The organism is Pseudomonas sp. NPDC087817, from assembly GCF_044742875.1.
In the GTDB taxonomy this organism is placed as follows: Bacteria; Pseudomonadota; Gammaproteobacteria; order Pseudomonadales; family Pseudomonadaceae; genus Aquipseudomonas.
The window spans coordinates 108,406-134,370 of record NZ_JBIUVJ010000004.1; the positions used below are offsets into that span (position 1 = coordinate 108,406).

Below are 25,965 nucleotides of genomic sequence, written 5' to 3' on the forward strand. Positions count from 1 at the left end.
TCAGGACAGCGTTTCGTTGACCGGCACCGACAGGCCGTCATGCCACCACGCCGCGAGACTGAAGACGTTGGGCGCCTTGAGAATCGTGAAGTGGTTGCCCGGCCCGTACCACACCGCCAGATCGTTGACCTGACGCTGCCAGCCTTCCAGGATCGCGGCCTGCTCGCGCTGATTGCCCCAGGCGTCCAGCGTCGGGTCGTCGACCAGCACCAGCCTGACCGGCCCGTGGTAGGCGAGTGTCGGTTGATAGACCGTGCGCAACGCCGTGGCGAAGGTCCGCACCGGGCCGTGCATGGCGTCTGCCGCAGCCTTTTCCGAAAGCACCCCGACGCTCACCATGCCGGCATGCAGAAGACGCATCTGCGTCGTGTCATCGGCATTGGCAAAGGTCAGCGGGTCAATACCCAGGGACTTGCCGCTGGACAATTGCAGCGTTTCGATCAGGCGCTCCAGCGCAGCCGTCGCCGTATACGGTTTACCAGCCGTGCCGTCGCCGCCGGGCGCTTCACTGTCGATCAACGTCAGCGACGCCACTGCACGCCCGGCAGCCTGCAACTGCGCCGCCATGGCGTGCGCCACCCAACCGCCGAACGAGTGGCCGATCAGGTGCACGGGCCCCTGCGGATAAACCTGCTCAATCGCCTGCAAATAAAACGCGGCAGCCGCCTCCACCTGACTGTGCGGCACACTGCTGCCATCCAGACCTCGCGGTTGCAGGCCGATGATCGGCCATTCCGGACCGAGCGCTTCGGTCAGGTGAATGAACCCGGTCACGCTGTCCCCCGCCCCCGGCACACAAAAGATCGGCGCATGCCCGACGTGCCCGGTCTGAATGGTCAGCAGTGGCTGATACAGCGTAGGTTCCGGCGCCACGGCAGCTTCCAGCGCCTGACTGATGGCTTGTCCGAGGGCCTGGATATGCGGGTTTTTCATCATCGTGCGGTGATCGCCAGGGATATCGATACAGCGCAGCATTGCGCTGGCAAAACGTTCCTCCCATCCGCGCGTCGGACTCGGCACCGATTGCCCGTCCATCAGTTCCTGCGCGCGGAACAGATGGATTGTCTGGCTGGCCGGGCTGACCCGGTAATGCGCCAATGCCAGTCGATGCGCGGCTTCGCGCTCGAAGTAGTGTCTGGCATCGGCGGTGCTGACGGTCGACAATTCCGGATCCGTCAGTTGCTGCGCCAGGCAACGCTGGAACAGCTCATTGAAATCCAGTTGCCCGACTTCAGCCTCCAGCGCCTGCACACGCGCCAGCGCGGTTTGCCCCTCTGCACCAAGCATCATCGAACGACCCCGGCAATGGCCCAGCAACTGGCGCTTGTCCAGCCCTTCACCGCTCCACATCGCCTTGTTCTGGGCCAGTGGGTTGGGCGCGTAACTGTCGAGCATGCCGATGAACGCAACCGGCTCATCAAGGCCAAGCAATTGCTGGGCAACTTCAAGGGCCAACACCCCGCCGAATGACCATCCCGCCAGACGATATGGCCCGTGCGGCTGTACCGAACGGATGATCCCGACAAGACGCCGAGCCATGCACTCGATCGTACGCAGTTGCGGCTCGCCGAGTGGCACACCGGGCAAACCGTAAATCGGGAATTCTCCGCCGATGTGCATGGCCAGTGCCGGAAAATACACCTCGCGACCGCTGAACTCGTGCATCAGAAACAGCGGCGTACCGTGATCCCCGGCGCGCACCACGACCAGTCCTTCGGGCTGTCCGGCAACGTCGCGACGCTGATTCAGCAGCGCAGCGGCGGATTCGACGCTCGGGTGCTGGAACAACTGCGCCAGCGACACTGGCAACCCTGCTCGCTGCATCAGATTGACCAGACGCACCGCCAACAGCGAGTGCCCGCCCAACTCGAAGAAGTTGTCGTGACGCCCGACCTGCTCAACGCCAAGCACTTGCGCCCAGATTCGCGCCAATGCCGTTTCGACTTCGCCTTGCGGCGCCACGTACGGACGGTTGATGAGCGCATCCCCCCCCGGTTCAGGCAGCGCCTTGCGATCAACCTTGTCATTGGGCGTCAGCGGCAGAGCGTCGAGCAGCACGTAAGCCCCGGGCACCATGTACTCCGGCAATCGCTCCAGCATATGGGCGCGCAACACTTCCAGATCTGGCGCGGCAACGCCGGCACGCACGGTGTACCAGGCGACCAGGCGCTCGTCGCGCACCATGACCACTGCTTGGTGGATCGCCGGGTGCTCGATCAGCCGAGCTTCGATTTCACCCGGTTCCAGGCGCAAGCCACGCAGCTTGATCTGGAAGTCGTTGCGGCCGAGGAATTCGAGGTCGCCGTCGTTGTTGTAGCGCACCAGATCGCCGGTGCGGTACAGCCGATCACCCGGCACAAACGGGCTGTCGATGAAGCGCTCGGCCTGCATCTCGGGCAGTCCGTGATAGCCGCGCGCCACGCCCACGCCACCGATGTGCAACTGACCACTGACGCCCAGCGGCACTGGCTGATCGTGGGCATCGAGGACGTACAGGCGAGTGTTGCTCAGTGCCTTGCCGATCGGAACCACGCTGTCCGGCAACGGGCTACCTGGTTCCAGCGTCCAGCCGCTGCTGTCGACTGTGGTTTCGGTCGGCCCGTAAACGTTGTGCAAACGCACCCACGGCAGGCGCTGACGCACTTGGCGAACCAGTGCCGCACTGAGTTCACCACCGCCGTTGAGCACATCGGTGAGGCAGGTGCACTGGTCGACATCGTCCTGCTCGATGAAATGCTGGAGCAACGCCGGAACGAACTTGACCACGCTGACCTGATGCTCGCGAATCGCCTGCACTACATAAGCCGAATCGCGGTTGCCGTCAGGTCGTGCCAGCACCAGACGCAGGCCGGAACACAGTGGCCAGAAGATCTCCCACACCGAGCTATCGAAGCTGAACGGCGCTTTTTGCAGCAGCGCACCGTGCTCGGTGGGCGGACTGATCTGCGACCCCCAGTGCACCATGTTGCAGGCGCTGCGATGCTCGATCATCACGCCTTTCGGCAGGCCGGTGGAGCCGGAGGTGTAGATCATGTAGGCAAGGCTGGACGCACTCAGGCCTGGCACCTGCGGATCGTGTTCGGCCTGTTGCTGCCAGGTGCTGCGATCAAGGTCGATCAGCGCGACCGCAGACGTTGCCAACAACGAGCGGGTAGCCGATTGCACCAGCACCGCTACCGGTGCGCTGTCCTTGAGCATGTAGGCCAGACGCTCGGCCGGATAACCCGGATCCAGCGGCACATACGCCCCGCCCGCCTTGAGAATGGCGAGCAGACCGACCACCAGATCCGGCCCGCGCTCGACGCAAATCGCCACGCGCGTGTCCGGCTGTACACCGATTTCGCGCAGATGATGAGCCAGTCGGTTGGCGCGCGCATTGAGCGCTTGATAAGTCAGAGAGCCTTGCTCGGATTGCACGGCAACGGCGTCCGGTTTACGCCGAACCTGCGCTTCGAACAACGCCTGAAGCGGCTGCTCCACCGGACACTCGGCCTCGGTTGCGTTGTACTCGACCAGCAATCGCTGAAGCTCCTCCGGCGCCGGCAACGGCAGGTGTTCCAGTACCGTTTGATCATCGCTGACCAGCGCCGCTAGCAGTCGCTGGAAGTACCCGACATAGCGCTGGATCGTCGTCTCGTCGAACAGCGCCGTGGCGTAGTTCAGCGCACCTCGAATCCCGCCCGGATAGTCGCCGAGGGTCAACGACAGGTCGAATTTCACAAAATGGTTCGGGCTGGCGACACCTTCGAGCGTCATGTCGCCGAGGGTCAGGCTTGGGCCGTCGTTGTTGTTCCAGCTCAACAGGGTCTGGAACAACGCGCTGTGGGACAGGCTGCGGACCGGTCTGGTGATTTCCACCACTTGTTCGAACGGCAAATCCTGATGCGCCTGGGCTTGCAGGGTCTGCGCCTTGACCCGCGCCAGCAGCGCCGCACCGCTCAGCTCGCCGGACGTGTCGATGCGCAATGCGAGGGTGTTGACGAACATGCCGATCAAACCTTCGATCTCGGCGCGGGTACGGTTGGCCACCGGCGAGCCGATCACCACGTCGGACTGGCCGGACAAGCGCGCGAGCAATATCGCCCATGTGCTCATGATCACCATGTATGGCGTGACGGCGCGTCGCTGGCACAGCGCCTTGAGGCCGGCGCTGGTCTGCTCGTCCAGTTGCACTTCGACACTGCCGCCGCTGTAATCCTGCTGCGCCGGACGCGGACGGTCGGTCGGCAGGCTCAACAAGGCCGGAGCGCCGGCGAGGTTCTGTTGCCAGTAATCAGACTGACGCTGCAACACTTCACCGCTGAGCCAGCGGCGCTGCCACACCGCGTAGTCGGTGTATTGCAGAGCCAGCGGCGGCAGCGGATCGGCTGCACCACGGCTGAAAGCCTGATACAGCGCCATCAGCTCGCGGGTCAACACGCCCATCGACCAGCCGTCGGAGATGATGTGGTGCATGGTCAGCAACAGCACATGGTGATCGTCGGCCAGACGCACCAGTCGGCCGCGCACCAGTGGATCATGTTCCAGGTTGAACGGCGCGCATGCTTCGGCTTCGCTCAGTTGCTGCAACGCCTCGTCGGCTTGCGGATGCTCACGCAAATCTGCGACTTGCAGCAACAGACCGGTGTCGACCGGCAGGATCAGCACTTGTGCCTGATCGTTGTGCGGGGTGAAGCGGCTGCGCAGGGTTTCATGGCGGGCGACGATTCGCGCCAGCGCCCGTTGCAAGGCGTCTTCATCGAGGCGCCCGCGCAGACGCAGACCCACCGGTATGTTGTACGCCGAGTTGCCACCGCCCATCTGTGCGAGGAACCACAGACGTTGCTGGGCAAACGACAGCGGCAGCGCTTGATCACGTGGTGCCGGCACAATATCCGGCAGCGTGCTGCGGCCGGCACGACTGAGGACTTCGGCGACGGCGGCCAGTTGCGGGTTGGCGAACAGATCGGCCAACGCCAGTTCCACACCCATTTGCTGACGCACCTGGGACAACATGCGCATCGCCAGCAGCGAATGACCGCCGAGTTCGAAAAAGTTGTCGTGCCGACCGACCTGCCCGACCTGCAACACCTCGGACCAGACGGCGGCGAGGCTTGCTTCCAGTGGATTGGCCGGGGCCTCGTAGATTCGACTGAGCATCGCCTCCTGCGTCGGTGCCGGCAGCGCCTTGCGGTCGACCTTGCCATTGTTGTTCAGCGGCAATACGTCGAGCCGCACCCACGCCGTCGGCACCATGTATTCCGGCAGGCGCGCCTGCAACTGCGCGTGCAGATCGGCACTGTCCAGCGCCTCGTCGTGGGCGGTGTAGTACGCCACCAGACGCGTGGTTTCCTGGCCGTCGCGGCGCGCCAGCACCACCGCTTCCTTGATGCCCGGGCAGTTCAGCAGGCGGTTTTCGATTTCGCCCAGCTCGATGCGGAAACCACGGATTTTCACCTGATCGTCATTGCGCCCGAGGCAATCGAGTTGCCCCGGCGCTATCCAGCGCGCGAGGTCGCCGGTGCGATACAGCAGTGCGCCGGGCGTGTCGCTGAAAGGATCACGGAGGAATTTTTCCGCAGTCAGCTCCGGCCGGTTCAAGTAACCCAGCGCCACACCCTGCCCGCCAATGCACAGCTCGCCGGTCACGCCCATCGGCACGGGTTGCTGATGAGCGTCGAGGACATACACCTGAGTGTTGGCGATCGGCCCGCCAATCGGCACGCTTTCGGCATTTTCGGCCACTTCATCGACTTCGAAGCTCGTGGCGAACGTGGTGGTTTCGGTCGGGCCGTAGCAATTCAAGATGCGCAACGCTGGCGCCTCGGCCAGCATTCGGCGGAACGCGGTCCGATCGCCGCGCTCACCGCCGCACAACAGAATGCGCAAGCCTTTGAGCGCCTGCGGGATCAGTTGCACGTATTGGTTGAACAGCGCGGTGGTGAGGAACAGGATCGTCGCCCCGGAGCTGCTCAGTTCTCGGCCGAAAGCATTCGGATCAAGCAAGGTTTGATGATCGATGACCACCACTCGCCCGCCGTTCAACAGCGGCCCCCAGATGTCCATGGTGCTGGCATCGAACGCCGGGTTCGAGGCGAACACAACGCGGTCCTGCGGATTGAAATCGGCATAACCGTTGTTGATCACCAACCGGCCGATGCCACGGTGCGGCACCATCACGCCTTTCGGCGTACCGGTGGAGCCGGAGGTGTACATGATGTACGCCAGCGATTCGGATGACTGCAACAGGTTCGGGTTGTGCGTCGGCTGCCCGCTGAGCTTCAGCCTGTCCAGGTCGATACGCGATGCCGGGTAGTCGATGACTTCGCTGCTCAGCGTCAGCAATGCCACCGCCCGACAATCCTCGACCATGAACGCCTGACGCTCGCTCGGCGCGTTGATGTCCAGCGGCACGTAGGCTGCCGCGCATTTGGCAATCGCCAGTTGCGCGACCAGCAATTCCAGCGAGCGTGGCAACAGGATCGCCACATGATCGCCCGGTTGCACGCCTTGGCCGATCAGATGATGGGCCAGACGATTGGCCTGCGCGTTCAGTTCAAAGTAGCTCAGCGAGTGCGCACCATGCACCGCTGCGACAGCTTTCGGATGCGCCGCGACCTGCTGCTGGAAAATCCCATGCACGGTCAGCGTCTGCGGATATTCACGCGCCGTGGCGTTGAAATCCGTCAACAAGCGTTGACGCTCATCCGGCGCCAGCAGCGGCACGTGTTCCAGTACGGTGTGATCAGCGCCGACCATCGCTTCCAGCAGCCGCTGGAAATAGTCGACATAGCGCTGGATCGTCGATTCGTCGAACAATGCCGTGGCGTAGTTCAGCGAACCACGTATCACCCCGTTGACCTCCCCCAGCGTCAGGGTCAGGTCGAATTTGGCGACATCGTCCATCCCGGCCACACCTTCCAGCGACAGATCGCCGAGGACCAGACGCGGCCCGACGCTGCTGTCCCAACTCAACGTGGTCTGGAACAACGGGCTGTGTGCCAGACTGCGCACCGGCCGGACAATTTCCACCACCTGCTCGAATGGCAGGTCCTGATGCCCCTGGGCCTCAAGTGTTCGTGCCTTGACCTGCGCCAACAGCGCTTCGACGTTCGGTTCGCCCGAGGTGTCGATACGCAACGCGAGGGTGTTGACGAACATGCCGATCAACCCTTCGATCTCGGCACGGGTACGGTTGGCCACCGGTGAGCCGATCACCACATCGGACTGCCCGGACAGACGACTCATCAACAGCGCCCAGGCGCCGGTCATGGTCATGAACAAGGTCACCCCATGACGCTGGCTCAAGGCCTTGAGCGCCGCACTCAAGCGCGCGTCCAACAACACTTCGACGTTGCCGCCGGTGTAATCCTGTTGCGCCGGGCGCGGCCGATCGGTCGGCAGGGTCAACAGCGCGGGCGCACCGGCGAGGGTCTGCTGCCAGTAATCGCTTTGCCGCTGCAGTACCTCGCCACTGAGCCAGCGCCGTTGCCACACGGCGTAGTCGCCGTATTGCAATGCCAGCGGCGGCAACGGATCTGCCCCGCCATGGCTGAACGCTTGATACAGCGCCATCAGCTCGCGAGTCAGCACGCCCATTGACCAACCGTCGGCGACAATGTGATGCACGGTCAACAACAGCACATGGTGATCGTCGGCCAGACGCACCAGCCGTCCGCGAATCAGTGCATCGGTTTGCAGATCGAATGCGGCCGAGGCTTCCTGCGTCATCAATGTCTGCAAGGCAGGCTCGGCTTGCGGGTGTTGGCGCAGGTCTTCAACGCGCAGCAGCAAATCGCTGCCGACCGGCGCAATCGCCACCTGCGCGGTGTCGTCGATGCTGACGAAACGGCTGCGCAAGGTTTCGTGACGAGCAACGATCCGCGTCAACGCCCGTTGCAGCGCATCGGCGTCGAGACGGCCGCGCAGGCGCAGGCCGATGGGGATGTTGTACGCCGAGTTGCCACCCTGCATCTGCGCCAAAAACCACAGGCGTTGCTGGGCGAAAGACAGGGGCAACGCTTGATCACGTGGCGCCGGGAGTATTTCCGGCAACGTGCTGCGGCCGGCGCGATTCAGCGTCGCGGCCACGGCGTGCATTTGCGCATCGGCAAACAGATCGCTCAGCGCCAGCTCGACACCGAGGCGCTGACGTACCAGCGAGACCATGCGCATCGCCAGCAACGAATGGCCGCCCAGTTCAAAGAAGTGATCGTGACGGCCGACCTGCTCGACCTGCAGCACTTCAATCCAGATTTGCGCCAGAACGCTTTCCAACTCGCCCTGCGGCGCCGTGTACTCACGGATAAGTAACGCAGCATCATCAGGCTTGGGTAAGGCTTTACGATCAACCTTGCCGTTGTTGTTCAGCGGCAGCACATCGAGTTGCACCCACGCCGTCGGCACCATGTATTCCGGCAGCAGTGCTTGCAACTGAGCGTGCAGATCAGCGCTGTCGAGACTGTCGCCAGTCACCGTGTAATACGCCACCAGTCGTGCGTTCTCCTGGCCATCGCGGCGCGCCAGCACCACCGCTTCCTTGATGCCCGGGCAGTTCAACAGACGGTTTTCGATTTCGCCCAGCTCGATGCGGAAACCACGGATTTTCACCTGATCGTCATTGCGCCCGATGCAATCGAGTTGCCCCGGCGCCAGCCAGCGTACGAGGTCGCCGGTGCGATACAGCAGCGCGCCGGGTCTGTCGCTGAACGGGTCATGAAGGAATTTCTCGGCGGTCAGCTCCGGCCGATTCAAATAGCCCAGCGCCACCCCTTGCCCGCCGATGTACAGCTCACCGGTCACGCCCATGGGCACCGGTTGCTGATGGGCATCGAGCACGTACACCTGAGTATTGGAAATCGGACCGCCAATCGGCACGCTTTCGGCGTTTTCCGCGACGTCATGCACGGCAAACGTTGTCGCGTAAGTGGTGGTTTCGGTCGGGCCGTAGCAATGCACGATGCGTAACGCTGGCGCCTCGGCCAGCAGCCGGCGGAACGCTGCCGGATCGCCGCGCTCACCGCCACACAGCAGGATGCGCAGGCCTTTGAGCGCCTGCGGAATCAGTTGCACGTACTGGTTGAACAGCGCCGTGGTGACGAACAGGATCGTCGCCCCGGAGCTGCTCAGTTCTCGGCCGAAAGCATTTGGATCAAGCAGGGTTTGATGATCGATGACCACCACTCGCCCGCCGTTCAATAGCGGCCCCCAGATGTCCATGGTGCTGGCGTCGAACGCCGGGTTCGAGGCGAACACCACGCGATCCTGCGGATTGAAATCGGCATAACCGTTGTTGATCACCAAGCGGCCGATACCACGGTGCGGCACCATCACGCCTTTCGGCGTACCGGTGGAGCCGGAGGTGTACATGATGTACGCCAGCGATTCCGAGGATTGCACCAGGTTCGGGTTGTGCGTCGGTTGCCCGCTGAGTGTCAGCCTGTCGAGATCGATGCGCGGCGCGGCGTAGTCGATCACTTCGCGGCTCAGGGTCAGCAATGCCACCGCCCGACAATCCTCGACCATGAACGCCTGACGCTCGCTCGGCGCGTTGATGTCCAGCGGCACGTAGGCCGCCGCGCACTTGGCAATCGCCAGTTGCGCGATCAGCAGGTCCAGCGAGCGCGGCAGCAGGATTGCCACATGGCTGCCCGGTTGCACGCCTTGCGCGATCAGGTGATGGGCCAATTGGTTGGCTCGGGTGTTCAACTCAAAGTAACTCAACGATTGCTCGCCATGCACCGCTGCCACAGCTTGTGCGTGCGCTACGGCTTGGCGCTCGAACAGACCGTGCACTGTCAGCGATTGCGGGTATTCACGTGCCGTTGCATTAAGCTCGACCAATAACTGATGCCGCTCTGCGGCAGGCACCACTGACAGGCGATCAAAACCCACATGCGGCGTATGTTCCAGCGCATCGAGCAATGCACCCAAAGCACTTTGCATGTACGCGCAGATCCGCTGCGCATCAATCCCGGCAGCGGCCAATACTTTCAGGCTGAAATCTTCGCCGAGATCATCAACGCTGAGCGTCAAGCGATAGTTGGTGTGCTCCTCGGCCTCAAGCAACTGCATCCCCTGCCATGCTGCTTGCGCCTCGGTGGAGATCGGCCCGAGCGGTGCGCTGTGACGATAATTGAGCAATGCGCTGAACAGCGGCGTACCCGACGGCATCGCACTGCACTGTTGTACCTGCGCCAATTGCGCATGCTCATGGGCCAATAACTGACTCAGGCGTTTATGGGTCGCCAGTGCGGCGCCTTTGACGCTGTGCCCGTTCAGTTCGATGCACAGCGGCAGGGTGTTGATGAACACCCCGAGCGCTCGCTCTGAACCTTCACCGCCCTGCAATCGGCCGAGTAAAACCGTGCCGAACACCACGGCTTCGCGGCCGGACAGTTGCCCCAGCACCTGCGCCCAGGCGAGGTGCATCAGGCTGGCCGCGCTGACACCCAGGCGCCGTGCCTGCTGACGCACGCTGTGGCTGAGTGTGCTTTGCAGCGTCAGTTGTGCCTCTTGCGCAGGTCCGTCGTCCGCCAGGTGCTGGCCGTACGGCAAGGTCGGTTCATCGATATTGCCGAGCATTTCGCGGAAGAAGTCCTGGTGATCCTGCTCGCTCAACCCGGAACGGGTGTGCGCCACGTAATTGCGGTACGGCACCGGCTCGCTCAGATGCAGTGGCTGACCCAGCAGAAACGCCTGCATCTCGTGTTGCAGCACTTCAAGCGCGACGTGATCCATCACCAGATGATGGAACAGCAGCAACGCGACCACGCGCTGATTGACGGCATCGCGGTTGTACACCACGCGCATCAGCGGTGCCTCGGTGACGGGCATGCGGTATTTATCGACGGTGAAGCGCGCGCGCAATTGACTCAGCGCATCAGCCGAATCAGCGTCAAGTTCCAGCGCCTCGCAGCTCAGCGAAGCCTGACGCCAGACCACTTGCACCGGCTGTTCCAGGCCTTCCCAGAACAGCGATGTGCGCAGAATGTCATGGCGTTCGATCACCCGTTGCAGCGCCGCGACAAATGCCTGCAAACGCTGCTCATCGGCGAAGGCAAACTGCGCTTGCAGAACATACGGATCGCCCTGAGCCGCCGCCAGATGATGGAACAGAATCCCGGTCTGCAACGGTGCCAGCGGATAGATATCCTGCACATTCAGGGCACCACCGGGGACGCTCGCCACGATTCTGTCGATAGTCGCCTGATCCAGCGTGACCAACGGCAGCAACTCAGGAGTGATGTGCGTGCAGTCCGGAGGGATGAGATTGGCCGGGACAGCCGCTTCAGGTTCTCCGCCCACGGCTGCGGCCAGCGCCGCCAGGGTAGGCTGGCCGAACAGCACGCGAATATCCGCCGACAGGCCGGCCCGGCGCATGCGTGCAACCAGATTGACCGCCATCAACGAATGCCCGCCCAGTTCAAAGAAGTGGTCGTGGCGCCCTACCCGCTCGACCTTCAACAGCTCGGCCCAGAGCCCGGCAATCACTGTTTCGACTTCACCGACCGGGGCTTCGTATTCGCGGTTCAACAGCGCGGTCTGGTCCGGTACCGGCAAGGCCTTGCGGTCCAGTTTGCCGTTGGGGCTCAGCGGCAAGGCTTCCAGATGCACGAACACGGCGGGCACCATGTAGTCCGGCAGATGCGTGAGCAATTCGCTGCGCAACTGCTCGATCTGCAAGGGCTCGCCGCTGTAGTACGCCACCAGTCGCTGATCGCCCGGGGCGTCTTCACGGGCCAGCACGGCGGCTTCGCGCACGCCGTCGACCTGCGCCAGATGCGCCTGAATCTCGCCGAGTTCGATGCGCAAACCACGGATCTTGACCTGATCGTCATTGCGCCCCAGGTATTCGATATTGCCGTCGGCGAGATATCGCGCGACGTCGCCAGTGCGGTACAGGCGCGCGTCCGCTTGCTCGCTGAACGGGTCGTTGAGGAAGCGTTCGGCTGTCAGCTCCGGCCGGTTCAGATAACCCCGCGTCACCTGCACGCCGCCGAGATACATCTCGCCGACGACACCGAATGGCACCGGTTGCTGATGAGCATCCAGGATATACACGCGGGTATTGCACAGCGGTTTGCCGATCGGTGGTGCGCCTTCCGGCACCGGCGTATTCGGCTCAAGTGTCCACACCGTGCTGTCGACGGTGGCCTCGGTCGGGCCATAGACGTTATGCAGGCGAACGTGCGGCAGGCGCACGCGCACGCTGCGCACCAACGCGGCGGTCAACTCACCGCCACCACAGAACAGATCGGTCAGGCTGCTGCATTCGCCGACATCCTCGACTTCGAGGAACTGCTGCAACAGCGCCGGCACAAACTGAACGACATTGACCTGTTGCTCGCGAATGAGCTGCACCAGCGCCGCCGGGTCGCGGTGCCCGTCGGGGCTGGCGAGGACCAGACGCATGCCCGTGGTCAACGGCCAGAACAGCTCCCAGACCGAAGCGTCGAAGCTGAATGGGGTTTTCTGCAACAGCGCGGCGCCGGTTGAAAGCGGACACAGGCTGGCGCTCCAGTGCAACAGATTGCTCAGGTTGCGGTGCTCGACCATCACGCCTTTCGGGGCGCCGGTGGAACCTGAGGTGTAAATCACATACGCCAGATTCGCAGCGCTCAGGTCTGGCACCTTCGGATTACTTTCCGGCAGGTTGTGCCAGGTGCAATGGTCGAAATCGATCAGCACCGCCGCAGATTCGCCGATCAGCGCACGCGTCGCCGAGTGCACCAGCACTGCCACCGGCGCGCTGTCCTCGAGCATGTAGGCCAGACGCTCGGCGGGATAACCCGGATCCAGCGGCACATAAGCGCCGCCGGCCTTGAGAATGGCCAGTAAACCGACCAGCAATTGCGGTCCGCGCTCGACGCAGATCGCCACCCGCGAATCGCTGCCCACGCCGCACTCGCGCAGATGATGCGCAAGCTGGTTGGCGCGGCGGTTCAAATCGGCATAACTCAAACGCAACTCAGCGCACACCACGGCGTCAGCCTCTGGCGTGCGCAAGACCTGCGCCTCGAAGCGGCCATGGACAGTCTGCTCAAGATCATGCTCGATGGCGGTCGAGTTCAGATCAACCAGCAAATGCCGGCGCTCTTCGTCCGCCAACAACTCGACCTGCGCCAGCACCGCTTGATCGTTGCTGACCATCGCTTGCAACAAGCGCTGGAAGTAACCGACATATCGCTGGATCGTCACCTCATCGAACAAGGCAATGGCGTATTCCAGCGAACCGCGAATGCCGTCCGCAGCCTCCGCCAGGGTCAACGACAGATCGAATTTGGCAAAATGGCTCGGCTCGGCGACGCTTTCCAGCGTCAGATCACCCAGGCTCAGGCCAGCGCCGTGGCCGCTTTCCCAACTGAACATCACCTGGAACAACGGGCTGTGCGCCATGCTGCGCAGCGGTTTGGTGATTTCCACCACTTGCTCGAACGGCAGATCCTGATGCGCCTGCGCCGACAGTGTCTGCGCCTTGACCCGCGCCAGCAACGCCTCGCTGCTCAACTCACCGGAGGTATCGATGCGCAGCGCAAGGGTGTTGACGAACATGCCGATCAAGCCTTCGATCTCGGCGCGGTTACGGTTGGCGACAGGCGAGCCGATGACCACTTCCGACTGCCCGGACAAACGACTGAGCAGGCTCGCCCATGCGCTGATCATCAGCATGTACATCGTCACGCCGTGGCGCTGGGACAGGGCTTTGAGCCCGGCACTCAAACGCTCGTCAAGTAGCACATCGACAGTGCTGCCGGCGAAATCCTGTTCTGCCGGGCGCGGTCGATCGGTCGGCAGCATCAACAGCGCCGGCGCGCCGGCTAGCGTCTGTTGCCAGTATTCGCTCTGGCGCTGCAACACCTCACCGCTGAGCCAGCGGCGCTGCCACACCGCGTAATCGGTGTATTGCAGCGCCAGCGGTGGCAACGGATCCGGTTGGCCATGGCTGAACGCCTGATACAACGCCATCAGTTCCCGGGTCAAAACACCCATCGACCAGCCATCGGAGATGATGTGGTGCAGGGTCAGCAACAGCACATGGTGATCATCGGCCAGACGCACCAGCCGCCCACGAATCAGCGGGTCGTCCTGCAAATCGAAGGGCCCCGACGCTTCGCCCTGGATCAATGCCAGCAAGGTTTTGTCGGGTTGCGGGTGCTGCCGCAGATCTTCGACGCGCAGCAGCAAACCGCTGTCGACCGGGGCAATCAATACCTGTGCTTCGTCATTGAACTGAGCGAAACGGCTGCGCAGGGTTTCGTGGCGGGCGACGATGCGGCCCAGCGCTTGTTGCAGCGCCTCTTCGTTCAACTGGCCACGCAGGCGCAGGCCGATGGGAATGTTGTACGCGGTGTTGGCGCCTTCCATTTGCGCCAGAAACCATAAACGTTGCTGGGCGAACGACAGCGGCAAAGCACCGTCACGGGCCACCGGCACAATCTCCGGTTGCGTGCTGCGCCCGGCTCGCGCCACCGCTGCGGCGACCGCCGCCAGTTCAGCGTTGGCGAACAGATCGCCCAGCGCCAGTTCTACCCCGAGGCGTTGGCGAACCTGGGAAACCATGCGCATCGCCAGCAATGAATGGCCGCCGAGTTCGAAAAAGTGATCCTGACGCCCGACTCGCTCAACCTGTAGCACTTGTGCCCAGATCTGTGCCAGTGCGGTTTCCAGCTCATTGTGTGGCGCCTCGTATTCGCGGGTGAACAGCGCCGCACGATCAGGCTTGGGCAGTGCCTTGCGGTCGACCTTGCCATTGGCCGTCAGTGGCAACGCGTCGAGTTTGACGAAGGCCACCGGCACCATGTAATCCGGCAACTGCGTCAACAGGTGCGCGCGCAACTCGGCCACGGCCAGCGGTTCGACCTGCGCCTGCTCGGTGAAATAGGCGACCAGACGCGGCTGGCCGGGCTCGTCTTCGCGAGCCAGCAGCACCGCTTCCTGGATGCCGGGCAACTGGTTGAGGCGGGTCTCGATTTCGCCAAGTTCGATGCGCACGCCACGGATTTTCACCTGATCGTCATTGCGTCCCAGGTAATCAATCGTGCCGTCGGCGCGCCAACGGGCGAGGTCCCCGGTGCGATACATGCGCGCATTTGCGGCGCTGCTGAATGGATCGTCGAGGAAGCGCTCGGCCGTCAGATCGGCACGATTCAGATAGCCACGCGCAACACCCGCACCACCGACGTACAACTCGCCCATGACGCCAATCGGCACCGGACGTTGTTGTTCATCGAGCAGATACACCGTGGCATTGGCGACCGGTTTGCCGATGTGCAGCGCATCACCGGCCTCGATCCGGCCAGAGGTGGCGACCACCGTGGCTTCGGTCGGGCCATAGTTGTTGATCACGTCGAATTGCTGGTTGCGGCTGAACTGCCGCAAGCGGTCGCCACCGATCAGCAACGTGCGCAAGGTCGGGTGTTCAAGGTTCTGGCTGAAGGCATATTCGGCCACTGGCGTCGGCAGGAAACTCACGTCCAGCGGCTGCGCACGCCACCAGTCGAGCAGCGCGTCGATGTCTTCGCTGCCTTCGTGAGTCGGTGCCAGATGCAGGGTCGCGCCGGCACACAACGCCGGCCAGACTTCCCACGCCATGGCGTCAAAACCGAATCCGGCAAGGCTCGACGTGTGGCGACTGGCGCACAGATCGAACGCTGTGCAGTGCCAGTCGACCAGATTCGACAGTGTGCGGTGTTCGACCATCACGCCTTTCGGCAAGCCGGTGGACCCGGAGGTGTAGATCACGTAGGCCAGGTGCGCGCTGGTCAGGCCCGGCACCTGCGGATCAGCGGTCACGCCCAGCGGCCAGGCGCGCTGATCGAGGTCGATCACCGGCACATTCAGCGCCGGCAAGCGCTGGTGCAAAGTGCTCTGGGTGAGGATCACAACCGGGGCGCTGTCACTCAGCAAGTAGTGCAGACGATCTGCCGGGTGCGCCGGGTCAATCGGCACGTAACCGGCGCCCGCCTTGAGAATCGCCAGCAGCCCGACCAGCGTATCGAGGCCGCGCCGGGCGACGATGGCGACACGATCATCGGGTTTCACCCCGAGTTCGATCAAGTGATGCGCCAGCGCATTGGCCTGCCGGTTGAGCTCGGCATAACTCAATGGCTTATCGAGAAAGACCGCCGCCACGGCCTCCGGCCGCTGCACCACTTGCGCCTCGAAACGTTGCGCGATGGTCAGCGTTGCCGGGTAGTCGGCGTGGGTGGCATTGAACGCCAGCAAGACTTGCTCGCGCTCGGCCGCTGGCAGAATCGGCAGTTGGTTAAGCGCAGTGTCCGGCGCTTGCTCCAGCGCCAGCACCAGACTTTCCAGCGCGCAGTGCAGGTACTCGCAGATGCGCTGCGGGTCAACCTCAGTGGTGGCCAGCAAAGTCAGGCTGAAGGCATCAGCGAAATCATCGACGCTCAGGGTCAGCGGGTAATTGGTACGTTCTTCGGAGCTGAGGGTGCTGATGCCTTCCCACGCAGCGAGGGTCTCGGCACTGGCCGTCGCCGCCGTGTGGCTGTGGCGGTAATTGAGCAAGGCACTGAACAACGGCGTGGGCGCGACCACACCGCTGCAACGTTGTGCCAACGCCAGCGGCGCGTGTTCGTGACGCATCAACGTGGTCAGGCGTTTGTGCGTCGCATCGACCGCAGCACGCACGCCCTGCGCATCGACATCGATCCGCAGCGGCAAGGTATTGATGAAAATCCCCAGCGCGCGCTCGGTGGCTTCGGCGCCTTGCATACGCCCCATCAACACCGTGCCGAAAACCACATTGGGTTTGCCGGTCAACACCGCCAGCACCTGCGCCCAGCCGAGATGGAACAGGCTCGCGACACTCACGCCGAGCTGACGCGCCTGCGCCCGCAAACGCTGCCCCAGCAACGGGTTGATCGGCAGGCTCAGTTCGGCGATGCCGAGTCCGTCGCCCTGCACATCGTGCAAGCCGCACGGCAGCGTCGGCTCGGTTATATCGCCAAGCATGTCGCGGAAAAACGCCTCATGTTCGGCCTCTGTGATGCCCAACCGTGCCTGCGCGACGTAATTGCGAAACGGCACTGGCCGCCCCAGCAATTCATGCTGGCCGGTGAGACAGACTTGCAGTTCGTGCCGCACCACGTCGAGCGCCGAGTGATCCAGCGCCATGTGATGGAACAGCAACGTCGCCACGACCCGTTGACCGGCCTCATCCCAGGCGTACGCCAGACGCATCAGCGGTGCCCGGGTAACGTCGAGACGGAAATGTCGCGCGTCAAAACGCTCGTGAAGTTGTTGCAAAGCATCGCCTGCGTGGTCGAGCAGCACCTCTTCCACGGGTAGTTGCACCTGGCGCCAGACCACTTGCAGCGGCGTATCCAGCCCCTCCCAATGCACTGCCGTGCGCAGGATGTCGTGGCGATCGATCACCGTTTGCAAGGCCTGAGCAAAAGCCTGTAACCGCTGGCGATTGCTGAACGCAAAGTACGACTGCATGACGTACGGATCGCCCTGCTCGTTGCTCGCATGGTGGTAAAGAATGCCTTCCTGCAACGGCGCCAGCGGATAGATATCCTGCACATTGGCGGCGCCGCCGGGGACGTCAGCGATCAAGCGGTCAATAGTCGCTTGATCAACTTCGGCGAGGGTCAGCATTTGCGGCGTGATGCGCGTGGTACCGGGGACAATGCCGTTGGCCGGCACGTCGATCTGGCCAGCCTTGGTGGCCGAATATTGCCCGGCCTTGATCAGTTCGATCAGCGCCGGTTTGTGCTCACGTAGCGCTGCCAGCAATGCCGGATCGCTCAAGGCCTGCTTGTTGCCGTTTACGCGCAACTGGTCGTCGCTGACCGCCAACTGAATGTCTTTGCTTTTCAGGGTTGCCAACAGTTCGATCACATTCACAGGACGATCTCCATTCTTTCCGTAATTGCGGCGTAGCCGGCCAGGGTCGGCTGTTCGAACAGCGCCCTGACATCGGCTTCCATGCCTTCCTGACGTAACCGGCCGATGAGGCTGACCGCCAGTAATGAGTGACCACCCAGCTCAAAGAAATGGTCGTGCCGCCCTACCCGCTCGACGTTGAGCAACTCGGCCCAGAGCCGTGCGAGGGTGATTTCGACTTCGCCGACCGGCGCTTCGTATTCACGGGTTTTCAGCGCGCTCTGATCCGGTGCCGGCAAGGCCTTGCGGTCGAGTTTGCCGTTGGGGCTCAGGGGCAACGCGTGCAGATGCACGAACACCGCAGGCACCATGTAATCGGGCAAATGCTCCAGCAGATGCCCGCGCAACACGTCGACTTCCAGACGTTCGCCGGTGTAATACGCGACCAGACGCTTGTCCCCCGGGACCTCTTCACGGGCCAGCACCGCGGCTTCCTGCACGCCGGCGATCGCGGTCATGCGCGCCTGAATCTCACCCAGTTCGATACGCAGGCCGCGGATTTTCACCTGATCGTCGTTACGGCCCAGGTACTCGATGTTGCCGTCGGGCAGATAGCGGGCGACATCACCAGTGCGGTACATCCGGCCGTCGGGCCGGAACGGATCGTCGAGGAAGCGTTCGGCGTTCAGTTGCGGGCGATTGAGGTAGCCGCGTGCGACCTGCACGCCACCGATGTACAACTCGCCGATCACGCCTTGCGGCACCGGTTGTTGCTGGGCGTCGAGGATGTACATACGGGTGTTGGCAATCGGTTTGCCGATGGGCGTGTTGTCCGGTGTGTGTTCGATTGGCCCGGCGCAGTTCCACGCGGTCACGTCGACGGCCGCTTCGGTCGGGCCGTACAGGTTGTGCAACTCGCTGCCCGGCAATTGCAGTTTGAAACGTCGCACCAGACTGCCCGGCAACGCCTCACCGCTGCACATCACCCGCCGCAGCCCCCTGCTGCGTTCGGTGTCACTGTTGGCAAGGAACACGTCGAGCATCGACGGCACAAAGTGCAGCGTGGTGATGTTCTCGGCCTCAATCACTTTTGCGAGGTATTGCGGGTCCTTGTGTCCGCCAGGCTGAGCCATGACCAGGCGCGCACCGGTCATCAACGGCCAGAAAAACTCCCACACCGACACGTCGAAACTGAACGGGGTTTTCTGCAACACCGTGTCCGCCGCCGTCAGTGGGTAAGCGTCCTGCATCCACAACAAGCGGTTGACCACCCCGGCGTGCTCGTTGACCACGCCTTTGGGCTGGCCGGTCGAGCCGGAGGTGTAGATCACATACGCGGTGTGCTGTGGGGTCGATCCAGCGCCGGGCAGATTGTCCGTCGGTTGCGCTTGCCAGTGCGGTTGATCGAGATCGATCATCGGCACATCAACCTCGCCCAGCAACGCACGAGTCGAACCCTGCACCAGCACCGCCACTGGCGCGCTATCGTGCAGCATGTAGGCCAGACGTTCCAACGGATACGCCGGATCCAGCGGCACATAGCCGCCGCCCGCCTTGAGAATGGCCAGCAGGCCGACCACCATATCGAGGCTGCGTTCGACGCAAATCGCCACCCGCGAATCCGCCTGCACGCCCAGGCCTCGCAGGTGCCGCGCCAGTTGATTGGCCCGGGCGTTCAGTTCGGCATAGCTCAGTTGTTGCGCTGCCGTCGCCACGGCCGGCGCCTGTGGCGTACGTTGTACCTGCGCCTCGAACAGACCATGGAGCGTTTGCTCAAGATCGTAATCGACTTCGGTAGCGTTGAATTCGCACAGCAATTTCTGCCGCTCTGCCTCTGGCAACACCGGCAGATGGCTCAGCGGCGCCTGCGGTGATTGCTCCAACGCTTCGGCCAGGCTCGACAAGGCCCGCTGCATGTAACCGCAAACCCGCGTCGCGCCGATGTTCGAAGGGGTCATGACCGTCAGGTAAAAGCCCTGACCGAGGTCATCGACGTTGAGACTCAGCGGATAGTTGGTGCGTTCTTCGCTGGAGAGGCTATCGATGCCTTGCCAGCTCAGGCGAGCGGCTTGCTGCTGTTGCTCGCTGACGCTGTGGCGATAGTTGAGCATGGCGCTGAACAATGGCGATGACCCGGTCACACCACTGCAACGCTGGGCCAGCGCCAGTGGTGCATGTTCGTGGCCGAGCAATGCAGTCAATTGCGCATGCGTCGCCCTGACACCGGCACGCACTGGCGTTTGACCCAGATCCACGCGTATCGGCAAGGTATTGATGAACATCCCCAGGCCGCGATCAGCACCGCTACCACCCTGCATCCGCCCCAGCAGCACGGTGCCAAACACCACGCGTTCCTGACCCGAGGTCGCCGCCAGCACCTGTGCCCATGCCAGATGGAACAGGCTGGCAACGCTCACGCCCAACTGCCGCGCCTGACTGCGCAGGCGCATGGCCAACGCTTCGGGCACGCTTTGGCGGACTTCTTCAATGTCATTGCCGTCACCGCGCACATCGAGCATGCCGAATGGCAGCGTCGGCTCGTCGATGGCGCCCAGCATCTCGCGGAAAAACGCTTCGTGTTCCTGCTGGTTGATGCCCAGCCGTGTCTGGGCCACATAGTTGCGGTAAGGCACCGCCGGCATTGGCGCTTCGCCGTGCCCCAAGAGAATCGCGAGCATTTCCTGTTGCACGACTTCCAGCGCGGTGTGGTCCATGACGATGTGATGGAACAGCAGCATCGCCACCACCCGATCGTTGACCGGATCCTGTGCATACACCAGACGCGTCAATGGCGCCTGGCTGATATCCAGACGAAACTGCCGCGCGTCGAAACGCTCATTCAACTGCAACAACACATCGCCCGCCGCCGGGTCGAGCGCGATTTCCTGCACCGGCAGTTCAGTTGCGCGCCAGACTACTTGCACAGGCGCGGTCAACCCTTCCCAGACCACCCCGGTGCGCAGGATGTCGTGGCGCGCCATGACCTGACGCAATGCGTCGGCATAGGCTTGCAGCCGTTCAAGGCTGTCGAACGCCAGACGCGATTGCAGCAGGTACGGATCGCCGCGTTCAGCGGTGATGTAGTGATAAAGAATGCCTTCCTGCAATGGCGCCAACGGATAAATGTCCTGCACATTCGCCGCGCCGCCCGGCACCGTGGCGACGATGCGCTCGATGCTGGCCTGATCCAGTTGCACCAGCGGCAACATGTCCGGGGTGATGTGGGTGCAATCGGCCGGAATCAGATTGGCCGGCACTTCGACCACGCGGCCACTGCCCACCGCAGCGGCCAGCGCAGCCAGGGTTGGCTGGCTGAACAGGACGCGCACGTCGGTGCGCAGATCGGCCTGACGCATGCGCTCGATCAGTGTCACCGCCAGCAATGAATGCCCGCCCAGTTCGAAGAAATTGTCGTGACGGCCGACCTGTTCGACCTGCAGCACGTCAGACCAGATCTGCGCCAACGTCGTTTCGACTGCGCCCTGCGGCGCTTCGTACTCGCGGCTGAGCCAGGCGCTTTGGTCCGGCTCGGGCAAGGCTTTGCGATCAAGTTTGCCGTTGGCGGTCAGCGGCAGGCTGTCCAGTCGCACATAGGCTGCCGGCACCAGTGCTGGCGGCAACTGCGCTTGCAGCTGACTGCGCAAATCCTCTATCTCGACGCTCACCTGCCCGGTGAACCACGCCAGAAGTTGCCCGTCACGCACCAACACCACGCAATCCTGCACCGCATCGTGGCGGCTCAGCGCCGCTTCGATTTCGCCCAGTTCGATGCGCACACCGCGCAGTTTCACCTGATCGTCGTTGCGCCCCAGGTATTCGATAGTGCCGTCGCCCAGCCAGCGTGCGAGGTCGCCGGTGCGGTACATGCGCGCCTGCGGTTCGTCGCTGAACGGGTCTTCGAGGAAGCGTTCGGCGCTCAGCTCGGGCCGGTTCAGATAACCGCGTGCCACGCCGGCACCGCCAACGAACAATTCACCCGCAACGCCGACCGGCACCGGCCGCTGTTGCTCGTCGAGCAGATACACCTTGGCGTTGGCCATTGGTCGACCGATATGCAGCGTCTGCCCGGCCTCGACCGCGCCAGACGTGGCGACCACCGTCGCCTCGGTCGGGCCATAGTTGTTGATCACCGCGAAGGTCTGATTGCGAGGGAATTGCCGCAACTTGTCGCCACCGATCAACAGCGTGCGCAAAGTCGGGTGACCGAGATCGCGACTGAAGGCATATTCGGCCACCGGCGTCGGCAGGAAACTCACCTGCAACGGCTGCGCGCGCCACCAGTCGAGCAAGTCATCGAGGTGTTCGTTGCTGATCGACTGCGGCGGCAGGTGCAGGGTCGCGCCCACACACAGCGCCGGCCAGATTTCCCAGGCCATCGCGTCGAAACCGAATCCAGCGACACTCGCGGTGTGGCTGCCGGCCTGTAGATCGAAAGCCTCGCAGTGCCAGTGCACAAGGTTTTCCAAGGTCGAGTGCTCGACCATTACACCTTTCGGCTCACCGGTTGAGCCGGAGGTGTAGATCACATAAGCCAGATGCGCCGGCGTCAGGGTCGGCAGTTGCGGATTGGCTTCGGACAGGTGTTGCCAGGTGGGGTTGTCCAGATCGATCACCGGCATCCGCCCCAGCAGATCGCGGGTCGAAGCCTGTGCGAGTACCGCCACGGGATCGCTGTCCTGCAACAGATAGGCAATGCGCTGCGCCGGGTACGCCGGATCGACCGGCACGTAACCGGCGCCAGCCTTGAGGATCGCCAGCAACGCCACGAGCATGTCCGGGCTGCGGCGCAGGCACACGGCGATGCGGTCATCGGGCTGCACGCCGAGGCCGAGCAAGTGATGGGCCAGGCGATTGGCGCGCTGATTGAGCTGAGCGTAGGTTAACTGCTGCGCGCCCTGGACCACTGCCAGAGCATCTGGCCGCTGCTCGGCCTGAGCCTCCACCAACCGATGGATCGTCGCGCCACGCGGATACGCCGCTGAATGCTGGTTGAAGCCGACCAGCAGGTGCTCGTATTCCGCGACCGAGAGAATCGGTAAACGGTTCAGCGGACGTTGCGGCGCCTGCTCGAGCGCTGTCACCAGATGTTCGAGCGCGGTGTGCATGTAGCTGCAAATCCGTGGCGCGCCGATCTGCCTGACCGCCAGCACCGTCAGGGCAAAGCCCTCGCCGAGATCATCAACGCTGAGGGTCAGCGGGTAATTGCTGCGCTCTTCACCGCCCAGGTGGCGCACGCCTTCCCAGATTCCTTGCCCCTCTTGTGCCTGGGAATCTGCGGCACTGTGGCGGTAATTGAGCAAAGCGCTGAACAACGGCGTCGAAGCGGACACCGCGCTGCAACGCTGGGCCAGCGCCAGTGATGCATGTTCATGGCCCAGCAGCGCAGTCAGCCGGGCGTGGGTGCGCTTGACGCCAGCGCGCACGCCTTCGCTGACATCCACGCGCAAAGGCAAGGTGTTGATAAACACGCCCAGTGTTCGATCCGCGCCCTCGCCGCCCTGCATACGCCCCATCAACACGGTGCCGAACACCACATCACGGCGATTCGAAACCACGCCCAGCACCTGCGCCCAAGCCAGGTGCATCAGGCTCGCCGGACTGACGCCCAACTGTCTGGCCTGCTCGCGCAACCGCACGTTCAGACCGGCATCGACCGCTTGCAGGGCTTCTTCGATATCGCTGCCATCGCCCTGCACATCCTGCAAGCCGAACGGCAACGTCGGTTCATCGATAGCGCCGAGCATTTCGCGGAAAAACACCTCGTGCGCTTGCTCGTCAGCACCCAGACGCGCCTGCGCCACGTAGTTGCGATACGGCATTGGCGTTGTCAGGGTGTGTGCCTGATTGAACATGATCGCGCGCATTTCCTGACCGACCACGTCCATCGCGGTGTGATCGAGGATCAAGTGCTGGAACAGCACAATCGCCACTACTTGTTGCTGCGCCGGGTCCTCGGCATAAACGATGCGCAGCAACGGTGCCTGGGTCAGATCGATGCGGTGATGTCGGGCGTCGAAGCGCTGGTGCAACTGTTCGAGAATATCGCCGTGCGCCGGGTCCAGCGGCACCGCTCGCACCACCAGTTGCGCCTGACGCCACACCACCTGGTGAGCGCTCGGCAGGCCTTCCCAGACCACGCTGGTGCGCAGAATGTCGTGACGCACGATGACCTGCTGCAAAGCATCAGCGAAGTGGTGCAAACGCTCGAGGCTGTCGAATGCCAGACGCGATTGCAGCAGGTACGGATCGCCCTGTTCGGCGCTGAGGTGGTGATAGAGGATGCCTTCCTGCAACGGCGCCAGCGGATAAATATCCTGCACGTTGGCCGCGCCGCCCGGCACCGTGGCGACGATGCGCTCGATACTGGCTTGATCGAGTTCAGTCAGGGTCAGCATGTCCGCAGTGATGTGCGTGCATCCGGCCGGGATCAAGTTGGCCGGTACCTCTATCTCGCGACCGCTGCCCACCGCCGCCGCCAATGCAGCGAGGGTCGGCTGATTGAACAGCACGCGCACATCGGCACTGAGGCCGAGCTGACGCATGCGCTCGATCAGGCTCACCGCCAGCAACGAATGCCCGCCCAGTTCAAAGAAGTGGTCATACCGACCGATGCGCTCGACCTTGAGCAGGTCGGCCCAGATTTGCGCCAACGCGACTTCCACTTCCCCTTGCGGTGCTGCGAATTCCCGGCTGAGCACGGCATCCTGATCGGGTGCCGGCAATGCCTTGCGATCCAGTTTGCCGTTGGCCGTCAGTGGCCATACGTCCAGTCGCACATAGGCCGCGGGCAACATGTAGTCGGGCAACTGCCCTTGCAATTGCCCGTGCAACTCGCTGATCGCAGGCACGTGAGCAGTGTCCTGCGCGGTGAACCACGCCACCAGACGTTTATCGCCCGGCACGTCTTCGCGCAGCAGCACCACGGCATCGCGGACCCCGGCACAGGCGCTCAGGCGGGTTTCGATCTCCCCCAGTTCGATGCGATAGCCGCGAATTTTCACTTGCTGATCATTGCGCCCCAGGTACTGCAACGTGCCGTCGGCGAGCCAGCAGACCAGGTCACCGGTGCAATACATCCGCGCATCCGGCGCGTCGGCAAACGGGTCGGCAAGAAATTTCTCTTCGCTCAGTTGCGGCTGATTCAGGTACCCCTTCGCCACCCCGGCACCGCCGATGAACAGCTCACCGACGGCCCCCACCGGCAGCGGCTGTTGACGGGCATCCAGCACATAGCAGCGGGCGTTGCCGATCGGCCGGCCGATGGCAATGCTGCCGGTTTCGACAGCGCGGATTTCATGGGTGGTGGTGAATGTCGTGGCTTCGGTCGGGCCATAACCGTTGAGCAAATGCTGCGGTGCGCCATCACGCAGCACGCGGGCGATCACCGCAGGATCCAGCACATCGCCACCCACCAGCAGGTAGCGCAAGCGGCGGAACACCGGCATCAAGTCATCGGCGTATTGATGGAACAGGCCGGCAGTCAACCACAGCACGTTGACGGCCTGCGTCAGCAGCACGTTGAGGAAGCTCTCGCGAGACAGCACGTCGTCCTGCCCGATCACCACGACCGCGCCGCCGTTAAGCAGCGGCGCCCAGACTTCCAGCGTACTGGCGTCGAATGCCGGGTTCGAAGCGAACGCTACGCGGTCGCCGCCATTGAAATCGGCGTAGCCATTGTTGATCACCAGCCGCGTGACGGCCCGATGCGGCACCAGTACGCCTTTCGGCGCGCCGGTCGAACCTGAGGTGTACATGATGTAGGCCAGCGATTCTGCCGACTGCGGCAGATTCGGATTATGCGCGGGATATTCTTCCAGCATCAGCGTGTCGAGATCCCGACGTCGCACCGAGTACTCGACTGACGCATCGCTCTGGGTCAGCAACAGCACCGCACGGCTGTCCTGGACCATGAAGCTCTGACGCTCGGCCGGGGCGTTGATGTCCAGCGGCACGTACACCGCGGCGCACTTGTTGATCGCGAGGATGCACACCAGCAGATCCAGCGAGCGCTCAAGCAACGTCGCCACACTGTGCCCCGGTTGCACGCCGAAGCCGATCAGGTGGTGGGCCAGACGATTGGCGCGCCGATTCAGCTCTTCATAACTCAACTGCTGCCGGCCTTGCACCGCCGCCAAT

General features: G+C 63.1%; 2 protein-coding genes (1 of these 2 only partly in view). Both read right to left on the reverse strand.

Translation table 11 applies throughout. The features are described from left to right. Entirely contained in the window at nt 1-17,850 is a 17,850-nt protein-coding gene (locus ACIONG_RS05765; protein WP_401297349.1) for a non-ribosomal peptide synthase/polyketide synthase, read from the reverse strand. Continuing rightward, nucleotides 17,847-25,965, reverse strand: partial view of an amino acid adenylation domain-containing protein gene (locus ACIONG_RS05770; protein WP_401297351.1) — the 3' portion only. The gene runs 4,937 nt beyond the window's last position; 8,119 of the gene's 13,056 nt are visible here — the last part of the coding sequence; its start codon lies beyond the right edge, outside the window — the gene reads right to left on this strand; the stop codon is at nt 17,847-17,849. Before ACIONG_RS05770 ends, ACIONG_RS05765 begins: the two co-directional genes overlap by 4 nt.